The 12,082-nt window shown below is 66.7% G+C and carries 10 protein-coding genes and 2 pseudogenes; 8 read left to right on the top strand and 4 right to left on the bottom strand.

Annotation, left to right across the window (positions count from 1 at the left end):
* The first annotated feature begins 168 nt into the window (after positions 1–168).
* Entirely contained in the window at positions 169–1,551 is a 1,383-nt protein-coding gene (locus BRC58_01450; GenBank protein PSP19316.1) for a Na+/proline symporter, read from the top strand.
* Here the strand turns inward: BRC58_01450 and BRC58_01445 are convergent.
* The gene (locus BRC58_01445) at positions 1,529–2,662 is read right to left on the bottom strand and encodes an ATP--corrinoid adenosyltransferase (protein ID PSP19315.1); all 1,134 of its coding nucleotides are present in this window, start codon (positions 2,660–2,662) and stop codon (positions 1,529–1,531) included. The two genes, BRC58_01450 and BRC58_01445, sit on opposite strands and share 23 nt — an antisense overlap.
* A gap of 46 nt (positions 2,663–2,708) precedes the next feature.
* Positions 2,709–3,146, bottom strand: coding sequence for a TM2 domain-containing protein (locus tag BRC58_01440; protein ID PSP19314.1), 438 nt, complete (start codon positions 3,144–3,146; stop codon positions 2,709–2,711).
* A 98-nt stretch (positions 3,147–3,244) separates the two neighbouring features.
* Here BRC58_01440 and BRC58_01435 point away from each other — a divergent pair.
* From BRC58_01435 to BRC58_01415, 5 genes and pseudogenes are all read left to right on the top strand, one after another.
* Positions 3,245–4,013, top strand: a pseudogene (locus BRC58_01435) (ABC transporter permease).
* A 162-nt stretch (positions 4,014–4,175) separates the two neighbouring features.
* Positions 4,176–5,303: a histidine kinase gene (locus tag BRC58_01430; protein ID PSP19313.1), complete on the top strand. Its 1,128-nt coding sequence runs from the start codon at positions 4,176–4,178 to the stop codon at positions 5,301–5,303.
* Positions 5,278–6,126 carry an ATP-dependent sacrificial sulfur transferase LarE gene (gene larE, locus BRC58_01425; GenBank protein ID PSP19312.1) on the top strand — a complete coding sequence of 283 codons (849 nt, stop codon included), beginning with the start codon at positions 5,278–5,280 and terminating at the stop codon, positions 6,124–6,126. Before BRC58_01430 ends, larE begins: the two co-directional genes overlap by 26 nt.
* A 90-nt stretch (positions 6,127–6,216) precedes the next feature.
* Entirely contained in the window at positions 6,217–7,974 is a 1,758-nt protein-coding gene (locus BRC58_01420; GenBank protein ID PSP19311.1) for an arginine--tRNA ligase, read from the top strand.
* Positions 7,975–8,082: 108 nt separating this feature from the next.
* Positions 8,083–8,715 carry a recombination protein RecR gene (locus BRC58_01415; protein PSP19310.1) on the top strand — a complete coding sequence of 211 codons (633 nt, stop codon included), beginning with the start codon at positions 8,083–8,085 and terminating at the stop codon, positions 8,713–8,715.
* Between the two features lie 11 nt (positions 8,716–8,726).
* On the opposite strand, the gene trpS is transcribed toward BRC58_01415, so the two are convergent.
* On the bottom strand, positions 8,727–9,737 hold the full coding sequence (gene trpS / locus BRC58_01410) for a tryptophan--tRNA ligase (protein ID PSP19309.1): 1,011 nt from the start codon (positions 9,735–9,737) through the stop codon (positions 8,727–8,729).
* A gap of 91 nt (positions 9,738–9,828) precedes the next feature.
* Here trpS and BRC58_01405 point away from each other — a divergent pair, with 91 nt between their 5' ends.
* Positions 9,829–10,281, top strand: a complete 453-nt coding sequence (locus BRC58_01405; protein ID PSP19317.1) for a DUF4281 domain-containing protein — start codon at positions 9,829–9,831, stop codon at positions 10,279–10,281.
* A gap of 24 nt (positions 10,282–10,305) precedes the next feature.
* On the opposite strand, the gene BRC58_01400 is transcribed toward BRC58_01405, so the two are convergent.
* Positions 10,306–11,487 (bottom strand): glycosyltransferase WbuB, encoded by a 1,182-nt coding sequence (locus BRC58_01400; GenBank protein PSP19308.1) that lies wholly within the window; start codon positions 11,485–11,487, stop codon positions 10,306–10,308.
* A gap of 475 nt (positions 11,488–11,962) precedes the next feature.
* Between BRC58_01400 and BRC58_01395 the strand changes: the two are divergent.
* Positions 11,963–12,082, top strand: a pseudogene (locus tag BRC58_01395) (IS5/IS1182 family transposase).

The raw sequence follows: 12,082 nt of genomic DNA, 5'->3' as shown, positions 1-12,082 counted from the left end.
TGCTGCCCAAGTTGCAAAGTGCCGAGCAGGCGCTGCTTTGGTCTCATTGGCGTCGCCATCACCAAGCCGTCGCGCGACGCTGTCACTACCGAGCTAGACTGCCCGACTCCAAACCGCGACTGTAGTACTAATGCCCAACAGAACTGCCGTTTAAGTCTAGCGCTCGCCATGGAACCCTACGCGCTGTTTGCCCTAGCCGCCGTCTACGCGCTGGTGGTGTGGCGCCTGGTCCCGGCCCGCGTTACGCCGCAGGGGTTTTTTGCCGCCGCCTCCCGCAGCGGCGAGCCGCCCCAGTTCTGGCCGCTGGTGGCCAGCGCCACCATCAGCTGGGTCTTTGCCAAATCCCTAATGAACGTGGCCAACCTGTCGCAGGCGTTTGGGATTGCAGGGGCCATGGGCTACGGCACCTACTACCTGAGCTTTGTCGTGGCCGGGGTGGCGCTGTACCTGCTGCGCGCGCGCGGCGGCTACCGCTCCCTGAGCCAGTTTGTGACGGCCAAATACGGCGCTGCCGCTGCCAAGCTGTTCTTGTTGGCCGTGGCCATCCGGCTGTTCAACGAGATCTGGTCTAATACCAAGGTGGTAGGCCTGTTTTTTGGGGCCGAGGGCAGCCCCACCTACTGGCTGGCGATCGCTGCTTTCAGCGCCTTCACCACCGCCTACGCCTGGCGCAGCGGCCTGCGCGGCAGCCTGCTCACCGACGGCGTGCAGATGGTGCTGATGGGCGTACTGCTGGCGCTGGTGCTGGGCGCGATCGCGCCGGCGCTGCACGGTCAGGGTTGGCCCCAGGTGGCCGCGGCGGACTCGGCGGCCGGCTGGACCTTTGCCCTGCTGGCGTTCGTGCAGATCTGGAGCTATCCGTTCCACGATCCGGTGCTGACCGATCGCGCCTTCATTACCCCACCCGGCCGCATGGTGCGCGCGTTTGGGGCCGCCGGCGCTATCGGCGGTGCCATCATCGTGGTCTTTGGCTTGATGGGCATTGCCGCGCGTAGCTATGGCCTGGATGGCTCGGCGGCGGTGGCAGTGGCGCGCCTGCTGGGCCTGCCGCTGTTTTTGCTAGTGACCGGCATCATGGTCACCAGTGCCGGCTCGACGCTGGATTCGGCGCTGACCAGCATGGGGCGGCTGGGTGCGCTGGACTGGCACCGCGCGCCCGATCCCATGCGGCGCGCCCGGCGGATCGCCATCGCCATGGCGGTGGTGGGCAACCTGCCGCTGCTGACGCTCTACCTGGGTGATCGCATCGGCCCGGCCATCATTGCCGCGACCACCCTCAGCGGCAGCATGGTGGTGGGGCTGGCGCCCATCGTGCTGCTGGGCTTTTTGCCCGGCGGGCCGGCCAGCTTCCACCTGGCCTTCTGGCCGGGGCTGCTGGCGGGAATCCTGCTGACGGCGGCCCCCGAGCTGTTCCCGGCAGGCCTGGCCCTCGGCAGCGGTCAGTACGCCCTGGACGCCGGCGTCAACCTCGCGGCGCTGGGGGTCTGTACGCTAGGCCGCCTCGCCGGCGCGCTCTGGGCGGTGCGCGCTAGTAATCAACCCCCCGCTTGAGGTCAACGCCCCGCTCGGCGTAGTGCTTGTGGCACACCATCTCGGAGTAGAGGCTGGCCAAGTTGAAATACGGGAGCGCGTCGCGGCAGCGCCCGGTAACGATGACCTGGGTGTTGGGCGGCTTGTGCAGCAGCGCCTGCGTGACTTCCTGGGCGCCGTCGGGCCCCAGCAGCTCTAGCTCCACGGTGGGGTTGAGCTCATCCAGAATGACGGTTTTGTAGGTGCCCGAGGCAATGCCCACCTTGGCAATTTCCCAGCCGCGCCGGGCCTCAATGCAGTCCACCTCCTGCTGCTGCCCGCGCCAGACGATGGCGTCCCGGCCGCAGCGCTGGTGGTCCACCAGATCGGGGTAGCTGTGCTTGAGCGCGGCAATGGCAGCATCCTCGGTGTAGCCGGTGCCGCCTTTGAGCCACTGCACGATCAGCACCCGGTGCGATTTGTCGCTGCGGATGCCGCGCCCGATCGCCTGCAGGGCCTTGCCCAGCGCACTGGTGGATTTGCCCTTGCCGGCCCCGCTGTAGAGCTCGATGCCCTCAATGGCCACATCCGTGGCGCTGTGGGACTGCATCTCCGAGTGCAGATCGGCCAGGTCGCGCATTTTGGGTGGGGCGCCGCGCCCAGTCACAATGAGCTCGAGCCCCTCGGGCTTGCGCCGCAGCGTCCGCAGCACCTCCGGCGCCGGCAGCAGCTCCAGATCCAGGACCGGGTTGAGCTCATCCAGTACCACCACTGAGTACAGTCCCGAGGCGATCGCGCCTTTGGCAATGTCCCAGCCGCGCTGGGCCTCGGCGTGATCGAACTCGGTGATGCCGTCGCGGTCGAAGTACTCGGCGCGCCCGGTGCGCACCTGGTCGATCAGGTGGGGGAACCCGGCCTGCAGCGCCGCGATCGCGGCGTCCTCGTCGTAACTGCGATCCGGGCCTTTCAAAAACCGCAGCAGCAGCACGCGCGCGGGCGCATCCGCACCAATGCCCAGGCCGATGGTGCGCAGCACCACCCCCAGCGCGGCCTGCGATTTACCCTTGCCCTCGCCGTCGTAGAGGTGAATTTGGCCCACCTCGCGCTCGGCGCGCGCTTGGGCGGTGCGGATGCCGATTCCCGTTCCGGTCATGGCCGCTTTTGCGATCCGCTAGAGGAGCCGCAGCCTAGCACACCCCCTAAATGGCGCGATAGACCACCGCGCCGTCGCTGGCGCGATTGTCCACGGTGACGGCCTCCTCGCGCATGAGCTGCGCCAGGACTTCCTTGACGCGCGCGGGACTCGCGGCGGTTTCGATGGCGCAATCGCTGACCGTGGCCCCATCGCGATCGCGGCAGACGCGCAGGATGCGCACCTCCAGGCGCTCTTCGCTGGCCGTGCCTTCCAAAATACCGGCTTGGGCAGCTTCCTGGCGTAGGGCCTTTTGCTTGAGGTTCTCTTCGCGCACCATGCCAGGAATGAGAACCAGATCGATCAGCTGGCCGATGCCGAACAAGCCCAAGGTTAGCAAGTAAACAATGCCGCTGGCGTAGCGCCCCAGATAGATGCGGTGGAGCCCGCATAGCGAGGTCAGGCACAGCAGCCAGAGGACGTAGGCCACCTCTCGGTTTTTCATGCCATGGGGATTGGGTGAGCCTGCCTCCGTTTTAGCAGGCGCTGCCGCCTGGGCAGGCACCGGCGGGTAAGCTCGGGCCTGGCGAGCGGAGCCAGCGCATGCCAGCCAGGCGCATTGCCGCGATCGCGGCCAAAGAATTTCGGGGGCTGATGCGCGATCGCCTCCCCTACTGCATCGGCCTGTTTGCGCTGCTGTGGGGGCTGGCGCTGCGGATCGTGCCGCCGGTTGCCGTCGGCGCTGGCGACAAAATTCTAATCGATGTGGGCGTGGGGGCCATCGGGCTGCTGAGCGCGCTGGTGGTGGCGTTTACCGGCGCTGAGGTCATGGCCCGCGACATCGAGCGCCGGACCGTGCTGCTGGTGCTGAGCCAACCCATCAGCCGCGCGGCGCTGGTGCTGGGCAAGCATGGGGGCCTGGTGAGCGTGGCGATCGCGCTGGTGGCCGCCATGGCGCTGCTGTATTTCGGGGGACTGAGCCTGGCGGGGGTGGCCTATCCGCTGGGAAGCCTAAGCGTGGCGCTGGCCTTTTTAGTCTTGGAGCTAGCGCTGCTGGCGGCGGTGGCCCTGGCGCTGGACGCGTTTGCCGGCTCCTTGCTGGCGGCGCTGCTGACGCTGGGCGCGTACGTCATGGGGCATGCCAGCCGCAACTTGCTCGAGTTGGGCGAGCTGAGCGATAGTGCCGGCGCGCGCGCGCTCAGCCAAGCCCTGTACCTGCTCCTGGCCGGATCTATCGCGGTTGAACTGGCGCAACGAAGCCGCCTACGAGCTGCTGCCGCCGCCGCCCGAGCTGGCCGGGCACGCCCTCTACGGGGTTGCCTATACGGGAGTAGTGCTGGCGATCGCGATTTTGGGGCGGCGCGAGTTTTGAGCCAGCAATCGGCCCCGCGTTAGCCTAATAGGTACCCGATTGGCCGCTGTTTCGATTGTACGCTCGCCAACATTGCCATACAGGCACGCTACTTCTTCACTCGAGCAGCTACTGGCTGCTCTGAGTGCCGATTGCGAGCCGACCGGCGCGCTGCAGCAGGGCTTGGCGCAGATTGGCGAGGGCTACTCGCTGGATCGGGTGTGGCTGGTGGGCCTGGCGGACTCGCAGGCGTGCTTGCTGCAGGCTTGGACCGCCCCAACCATCCCCGAGCCGCCATGCGCAGCTAGTGTGGAACTACTCTGGCCGCAGGAACGGGCTTCCTGGCAGCAGGGCTGCCCGTTTCGGGCCGTTCCACCGGTGGCGTCTCCAGGCAAGGCATGGGCGCGATCGCGCCTGAGCGTCCCGCTGTTTCTAGGGTCCAGCTTATTGGGCGGGCTCGTACTGGAGCAGCTGAGCGACGAGCGGCCCTTTAGCGCCAGCGAGCGCCAGCAGCTAGCGCAACTGGCCCCGCTGCTAGCCCTTGTGGCGGTCCGGCTGCAGAATGCCGAGCGCATGCAGGCCCTGGCGCAGCAGCAGCAGCGCGCGCGCCAAGACAAGCAAGCCCAGAGCGAATCTATTGCCGGCCTCGCCCACGAGCTGCGCGAACCGCTCACCAACGTTACTGGATTTGCAAAACTGCTGCGGCAGCAGGTGGGCGGCACGCTCTCCGAGCGCCAGCGGCAGTACGTTCAGTCGCTGGTGGACAGCAGCGAGTACTTGTTGCAGCTGCTAGAGGACTTAATCGAGTTTGCCAAGCTTGAGGCGGATCGGACAACGCTGGCGTGGGAGACTGTCCCAGTGGAGCAAGCCTGCCGGCAGGCCCTGTCGCTGGTGCGCGCCCGGGCTGACAGCCAGGGCTTGCAGCTGCCGCTGGCGATCGATCCGCGCGCGACTGCTTGCCGGGCCGATCGCAAGCGGCTCCAGCAAATCCTGGTCAACTTGCTCTCCAATGCCGTCAAATACACGCCGGCCGGCTCGGTAACGATCGAAGTCACGCCCGCCCATGGGTGGATCGCGTTTGCCGTCATCGATACCGGTATCGGCATCCCACCGAGCGAGCGCGAAGCTGTCTTCCAACCGTTTCGCCAAGGGCAATCGCAGGACCGCGCGCGCGGAACCGGGTTGGGGCTGTCGCTCGCGCGGCGCTTGGCGCGCCTACATGGCGGCGATATTACCCTGGATTCCCAGCAGGGCAAAGGCAGCCGCTTCACGCTGTACTTGCCCCATGCCGCCACGGGGGAAGCGGGGTGACATCGTGCTCGAGCGCAAGCACGCGCAACTGCGGAAGCTGCTCGCTGGGATGGAGCGAGCGCTGATTGCCTATTCCGGCGGTGTCGATAGCGCGCTGGTGGCCTGGGTGGCGCGCCAGACCCTGGGTGATCGCGCCTTGGCCATCACGGCGGTCTCGCCGGCCCTGCTACCCGAGGAACTGGAAGAAGCGCGCGAGCGAGCTGCCGCCATGGGGATCGCGCACGAGACCATCGCCACCCAGGAGATGGCCGATCCCAACTACACCGCCAACCCGGTCGATCGCTGCTACTTCTGCAAAAGCGAGCTCCACGACACGCTCCGGCCCCTGGCGCGCGAACGCGGTTACGCCTACGCCATTGACGGGGTCAACGCCGACGATTGGCAAGATTACCGCCCCGGTATTCAGGCAGCCCAGGAGCGCGGGTCGCGATCGCCGCTGGCCGAGGTGGGCCTGACCAAGGCCGAGGTGCGCCAGCTCGCCCAGCAGCTGGGGCTGGCCTGTTGGGATAAGCCCGCCCAGCCGTGCCTGAGCTCGCGCTTTCCCTACGGCGAGCCCATTACAGTGGCCAAGCTGCAGCGCGTAGGGCGCGCGGAGGTGTACCTGCACCGGCTGGGGTTGCGCCACCTGCGGGTGCGATCGCACGGCGATACGGCCCGCATCGAGATTCCGCCGGCGGAAATCCCTGGCTTTGTCAGCCAGACCGATTTGGATGCGCTGGTGGCAGCGTTTAAGGACTACGGCTTTCGCTACGTCACCTTGGATTTGGAGGGGTACCAGAGCGGCAAGCTCAACCGGACGGTGCCCTCGCAGTCGAGCGCTTAATATCGGGCGGTCGGCCTAGTTATCGCTAGGTGCGGACCCGCGCTCCGGGCGCTGTGCTAGATTGTTGGGCTGCCGAGCGCGGGGGCGGCCATGCAGGCCATTATCGGGCAGCTGCAGCAGCGGGTGAGCGATGCCCTGGTGGCCGCGTTTGGGCAAGACCTGGCCGCCACCGATCCGCGCGTCGCGCCAGCTAGCGACCCCAAATTCGGCGATTACCAATCCAACGTGGCCCTGTCGCTGGCCAAGCCGCTGGGGCAGAAGCCGCACGCGATCGCCGAGCAGGTCGTCGAGCAGCTCGAGGTGAGCGATCTGTGCCACCCGCCCGAGATTGCCGGGCCTGGCTTTATCAACTTCACGCTCGCGCCCGCGTTCCTGCAGCGCCAGCTGCAAGCCATCCAGCCCGATCCGGATCTGGGCGCCGAGCGCGCGGCCGAACCGCAGCGCACGGTGGTGGATTTCTCCGGCCCCAACATTGCCAAGGAGATGCACGTGGGCCACCTGCGCTCCACCATCATTGGCGACTGCCTGGCGCGGGTGCTGGAATTCCGCGGGCACGAGGTGCTGCGCCGCAACCACGTGGGCGACTGGGGCACCCAGTTCGGCATGCTGATTGCCTACCTGCGCGAGGCGCACCCCGAGGCGCTGGCGCAGGCCGACACGCTGGCGCTGGGCGATTTAGTGGCGCTCTACCAGCAGGCCAAGCAGCGCTTTGACAGTGATGAGGCCTTCCGCGAGGCCGCGCGCCAGGAAGTGGTCAAGCTCCAATCCGGCGATCGCGACAGCCTGCGGGCCTGGGAGTTGCTGTGCGAGCAGTCCCGCCGCGAGTTCCAGGCCATCTACGACCTGCTGGATGTGGCGCTCACCGAGCGGGGCGAATCGTTCTACAACGCGATGTTGCCCTCGGTAGTGGCCGATCTGGCCGAGCAGGGGCTGCTGCAGGAGGATAGGGGCGCCCAGTGCGTGTTCCTAGAAGGCTTTCGCAACAAAGCCGGCGAGCCGCTGCCGCTGATCGTGCAAAAGGCCAACGGCGGCTACAACTACGCCACCACCGACCTGGCCGCCCTGCGCTACCGCATCCAGCAGGAGGGGGCGCAGCGGCTGATCTACGTCACCGACGCCGGCCAATCGGATCACTTCGCCCAGGTGTTCCAGGTAGCGCGCCGCGCCGGCTGGGTCCCCGAGGACGTGGCGCTGGAGCACGTGCCCTTCGGCCTAGTGCTGGGCGAGGACGGCAAAAAGCTCAAAACTCGCTCGGGCGAGACGCCGCGCCTCAAAGACCTGCTGCAGGAGGCGATCGCCCGCGCCCGCGCCGACCTGGAGCAACGGCTGCAGGCCGAGGGGCGCCAGGAGAGCGAGGCATTTATCGATCGCGTCGCGCGCACCGTGGGCATTGCGGCGGTCAAATACGCCGACCTGCGCCAGAACCGAAGCAGCGACTACGCCTTTAGCTACGACAAGATGCTAGCGCTGCAGGGCAACACGGCCCCCTACATGCTCTACGCCTACGTCCGGGTTCAGGGCATCGCGCGCAAGGGCAACCTCGACCTCCAGCAGCTAGCGGTGGCCCCGCAGCTGACCCTAGAAGACGAGGCCGAGATCGCGCTGGCCAAGCACATCCTGCAACTGAGCGACGTGCTGCGCGATCTGGAGCGCGAGCTCATGCCCAACCGCCTCTGCCAGTACCTGTACGAGCTCAGCCAGCGCTTCAACCAGTTCTACGATCGCTGCCCAGTACTGCAAGCCCCGGAACCGGCCCACACCACGCGCTTGGCTCTGGCGGATCTGAGCGCGCGCACCCTCAAGCTAGGCCTGTCGCTGCTGGGCATCCCCGTGCTGGAGCGGATGTAGCGCCGCCCCCTGGCGGTGCCGTTTGCCCTAGAATGGGATATCCGCTCCGGGCGATGCCGGTCGGCACGGGGGCAAGCGCAACGCAGTTTGGGGCTTTTGGCAGCAGGCATGGCAGCGGCAAGCGACGGCGGATCCCCTGGCGGCTACACGCGCCCGCTCGCCCGGCTGATCGAGCAACTGCAAACCCTGCCGGGGGTAGGGCCCAAAAGCGCCCAACGGCTGGCGCTGCACCTCATCCGGCGCCCCGATCGCGAGGTGGAGGCCCTCTCGCAAGCCCTAGTCGAGGCCAAGCAGCAAGTGGGGCTGTGCCAAACCTGCTTTCACCTATCGGCCCAGTCCCCCTGCGAGCTGTGCAGCGACCCCGAGCGCGACGACAGCACCCTGTGCGTGGTAGCCGACTCGCGCGATGTCATCGCGCTAGAAAAAACGCGCGAATACCGCGGCCGCTACCACGTCCTGGGCGGTGTCATCTCGCCCATGGAGGGCGTCGACCCCGAGCAGCTCCACGTCCAAGAGCTGGTGGAGCGAGCCAGCAAGTCTCACGTGGAGGAGGTCATTCTGGCCATTAGCCCCAGCGTTGAGGGGGATACAACCACGCTCTACCTGGCGCAGCTGCTGCGGCCGTTTGTTAGCATCACCCAAATCGCGTTTGGGTTGCCCATGGGCGGGGACTTGGAGTACGCCGACGAGGTAACCCTCGCCCGCGCGCTGGAGGGGCGGCGGGCACTGGAAGGTGACTGAACCCGCGCCGGCTAGCGCGGGGGCAGATAGCCCAGGGCGTCTTTGACCCGCGCCAGGGTCTGCTCGGCAGTGGCAGCAGCGCGCTCGCGCCCGGCCCGCAGGACCGAGTCCAGGTAGGCGCGATCGCGGCGCAGGGCGTGGTACTCGCGCTGGATGGGCTCGAGTGCCTCAACGGCGGCATCGGCCAGCAGCGGTTTGAACTGGCCCCACCCCATCTCGCGGCATTCATCGGCCACCTGGGCTTTGCTCTGTCCCGAGAGCAGCATGTAGAGCGTCAGCAGGTTGTGGCACTCGGGCCGCTCGGGGTCGTCGAAGGTCAGGCCGCGGGTGGGATCGGTTTTGGCGCGCTTGACCTTGCGCTCGATGGTCTCGGGCGGATCCAGCAGGTTGATGCGGCTCTGCTCGGCGGGGTCGGATTTGGACATTTTGCTGCGGCCGTCGGTGAGACTCATGATCTTGGCCCCTTGCTGGCCGATGAGCGGCTGGGGTTGCTTCAGCAGCGGCGCTTCGGGGGCGGCAAAGTTGTCGTTGAGGCGGGCGGCAATGTCGCGGGTAAGCTCCAGGTGCTGCTGCTGGTCCTCGCCCACCGGGACAATGTCGGTGTCGTAGAGCAGGATGTCGGCGGCCATGAGCACCGGGTAGTCCAGCAGCCCTGCGCCCACGTTCTCGCCCTGGCGGCGCGCTTTTTCTTTGTACTGCACCATGCTCTCCAGCCAGCCGATGGGCGTGATGCAATTGAACAGCCAAGCAAGCTCGCTGTGGGCCGGGACGTGGGACTGGACGAAAATGGTGGCCTGTTGGGGGTCGATTCCGCAGGCCAGGTAGAGCCCCGCAATGGCGTAGGTTTCCTCGGCCAGGGTTTGCGGGTCGCGCGGCACGGTGGTGGCGTGCAAATCCACAATGCAAAACAGGCTGTCGTAGGCTTGCTGCCGCTCCACCCAGTTGCAGATCGCGCCCAGGTAGTTGCCCAGGTGCAAGTTGCCGGTGGGCTGCACCCCTGAAAACGCCCGCTGCTGTGCCATTGGCTCTCTCGATCCGCTCAGCTGCCTGGCCATTCTAGACGCTCGCCGGGCGGCCCCTAGGATGGAGTGGGTAGTGCTGTTGGAGGTGGCGATGAGCGCAGAGCTGCTGTTCGACTTGGCCAATTTGTTCGTACTGCCGTTTTGGGCGCTGATGCTAATCGCGCCGCGCTGGCGGGTCACCCAAACGGTGATGGCTTCGGATCTGCCCTTTTTGCCGCTGGTGGGCGTCTACGGCTATTTCTTTGCCCTCACCCTCAACGCCGAGACTGCCCAGGCCCTCTCGAATCCCACGCTGTCGTTGGTGGCCGAGCTGTTTGCCGACGAGCGCGCGGCGGCCGCTGGCTGGGCGCACTTTTTGGTGATGGATTTGTTTGTGGGGCGCTGGGTCTACTGGCAGGGCCAGCGCAGCGGCATTTGGGCGCGCCACTCCGTTGCCCTGTGCCTGTTTGCCGGGCCGGTGGGCGTGCTCTCGCACGTGGTGACGCGCTGGATTGCGCAATGGCAGGGCAAGACGGCCGAAGGGACCCCTGCGGCTAGCTCCTAGGACTGCGGCAGCCCGCTATTCCGCCTAGGGCAGGCGAGCGGCCCGGCCTGCCTTGGCCGTGGCAGCCTGGGCCAAAATGCGGGCATACTGCCAGGCTGCCGCTTCAAGGGTGAAATGGGCTTGAGCGTAGCGGCGGCTGGCTCGGCCCAAGCGCTCGGCGCGGGCTGGGTCGGCGGCTAGGGCGCGGATGTAGTCGGCCAGGCCGGTGCTATCGCCATTGTCAAAGGCGGCGCCGCACTGGGCATCCTGCAGCAGCGATCGCAGGTAGGAGTGGGGCTCGCAAACGGCCGCCACGGGGCGGCCGGCAGCTAAAAAGCTGTAGAGCTTGCTGGGCGCGACCGACCCCTCCAAACCTGCCGCCAGCGAGACTAGGGCCAGATCGCAGGCCGTGAGCGAATAGGGCAGGGTCTCGCGCGCCTGGTAGGGCAGAAAGTAGCAGTTGTCCAGCTGCCACTGCCGGGTGCGCTCGCGGCAACCTGCGTATTTGGTCCCGTGCCCAATAAAGACAAACTGCACGGGCTCGCCCTGCATCTCGTAGGCGGCCTGCAGGATGGTTTCGATATCGTGGCAGCTCCCCAGATTGCCCGAGTACAGCACGGTAAAAGGCTCGACCAGGCCGTGCTCCCGGGCGAACCAGTTGTCGGCTTTGGGCAGCGGGGCGATGCGAGCGGGATCGGCCCAGTGGTGGATGACCTCGATGCGCTCGGCTACCTCCGGGCACTGAGCGAGGATGCGTGCCTTCATGCTGGAACTCAGCACTAGGATGGTACTGGCTCGCCGCCAGACCTGCCGGTTGAGCCAGCGCCAGATTCGGGGCACCGGGTTGCGCCACGAGACCACCCCCAGCGCGAGGGCCACATCCGGGTACACGTCGTAGATCAAGCAGACGTAGGGCTGCCCGAACAGCAACCGAGTTAGCAAGCCCAGCGGCGGCAGGAAGGGTGGCTCGGTGGTCAGCAGCAGCACGTCGCCGCGATCGCGCGGATGGAGCAAGCGCAGGACGCAGCGCAGGCAAAAAAACAGCCCGTTGAGGGCGCGATTGCGGATGCGCCGCGAGGCGGTCAGCACGGGCAGGCACTCGATGGTGGCGTGGCCAGCGTGCTCCCGCGCCGGCGCCCGATCCTGCAGCGCCTCGTAGGCAGGCTGGCTGGCCAGCACGCGCACCTGTAGCCCCTGCCGGTGCAGGCCGGCGGCCAGCTCGTCCAACAGCTGGCCGGTCGCCGCGCCATCGGGCGGGTAGAACTGGTTGATAATGGTGACTTAGAGGGCAGACTGCGTGCTTGCACGGCTTGCTGGAGCAGACTCCCTTCTTGAGGTAGCTGGCACCAATGGTTTGTTTAAAGCTGCGATCGCTAGGCTGTAGCGCGACACCTGCTTCGATCCCCATGCGATTGGATTTCTTAATAAAGGAGGTAAGCTAGAGGTGAGAACGTATAGCAGCGAGGCCCATCAAGGATGGCCAATCTCCATCGCTCGAAATGCCCCACAGCCCTGCTCGTAGCAGTGCTGGTTGGGGGGACTGCGCTGGCAGTCGGACCGGCACCGTCCGCCAGCGCAGCCAAGTTAACGGGCGACGATGTTAAGAGTGCCTAACAAAACTGGTAGGGATGAGGAGGGAGAGCTCCGGTTTATGCCATGGCCAAACCGCTCGTACCCAACGAACTCTGGGCCGAAATCGAGCCGCTGCCGCGGCATCCGACCGCGGATCGCTCGGCGTGGCGTGGAGTCTTCCCAGCGGCTGGGACGGCATCGATGGGTGGTGGAACGCACCTTGGCTTGGCTGCAGGGCTACCGGCGGTTG

The organism is Cyanobacteria bacterium QS_8_64_29, from assembly GCA_003022125.1.
Classification (GTDB): domain Bacteria; phylum Cyanobacteriota; class Cyanobacteriia; order Cyanobacteriales; family Rubidibacteraceae; genus QS-8-64-29.
This window is presented reverse-complemented; position numbering and strand designations above follow the sequence as displayed.

Excerpts from the sequence above, each read along its gene's own strand:
- BRC58_01450 (PSP19316.1), top strand. The coding sequence starts at position 169 with ATGGAACCCTACGCGCTGTTTGCCCTAGCCGCCGTCTACGCGCTGGTG.
- BRC58_01445 (PSP19315.1), bottom strand. The coding sequence starts at position 2,662 with ATGACCGGAACGGGAATCGGCATCCGCACCGCCCAAGCGCGCGCCGAG.
- BRC58_01440 (PSP19314.1), bottom strand. The coding sequence starts at position 3,146 with ATGAAAAACCGAGAGGTGGCCTACGTCCTCTGGCTGCTGTGCCTGACC.
- larE (PSP19312.1), top strand. The coding sequence starts at position 5,278 with ATGCCGCCACGGGGGAAGCGGGGTGACATCGTGCTCGAGCGCAAGCAC.
- BRC58_01420 (PSP19311.1), top strand. The coding sequence starts at position 6,217 with ATGCAGGCCATTATCGGGCAGCTGCAGCAGCGGGTGAGCGATGCCCTG.
- BRC58_01415 (PSP19310.1), top strand. The coding sequence starts at position 8,083 with ATGGCAGCGGCAAGCGACGGCGGATCCCCTGGCGGCTACACGCGCCCG.
- trpS (PSP19309.1), bottom strand. The coding sequence starts at position 9,737 with ATGGCACAGCAGCGGGCGTTTTCAGGGGTGCAGCCCACCGGCAACTTG.
- BRC58_01405 (PSP19317.1), top strand. The coding sequence starts at position 9,829 with ATGAGCGCAGAGCTGCTGTTCGACTTGGCCAATTTGTTCGTACTGCCG.